General features: G+C 48.5%; 1 pseudogene. It reads left to right on the forward strand.

Annotation, left to right across the window (positions count from 1 at the left end):
- Positions 1-612 (forward strand): annotated as a pseudogene (locus tag ACTHUR_RS15745) (transketolase); the annotation flags it as partial.

Genomic DNA, 612 nt, shown 5'->3' on the forward strand with positions numbered 1-612 from the left:
TTGCCAACGCTGTGGGCATGGCTTTGGCCGAAAAAATCTTGGCTGCCGAATTCAATAAAGACGGTTTGAATATCGTTGACCACTACACCTACGTTTTCATGGGCGACGGCTGCATGATGGAAGGCGTATCGCATGAAGCCTGCTCGCTTGCCGGTACTTTGGGCTTGGGCAAACTGATTGTTTTATATGATGACAACAATATTTCCATCGATGGTAAAGTGGACGGTTGGTTTACCGAAAATATTCCGCAACGCTTTGAAAGCTACGGCTGGCATGTGATTCCAAATGTAAACGGTCATGACACTGATGCCATTCAGACGGCCATTGAAGCGGCCAAAGCCGAAACCGGCAAACCTTCCCTGATTTGCTGCAAAACCTTAATCGGTAAAGGCAGTGCCAACAAAGAAGGCAGTCACAAAACCCACGGTGCGCCTTTGGGTGCGGATGAGATCGAAGCCACGCGCAAACATTTGGGTTGGGCTTATCCTGCGTTTGAAATCCCTCAAGAAATCTATGCAGCATGGGATGCAAAAGAAAAAGGCGCGAAACTTGAGGCCGAATGGAACGAACTCTTCGCTCAATATCAAGCCAAATATCCTGCCGAAGCTGCAG

This window comes from Neisseria sp. P0021.S007 (assembly GCF_051956855.1).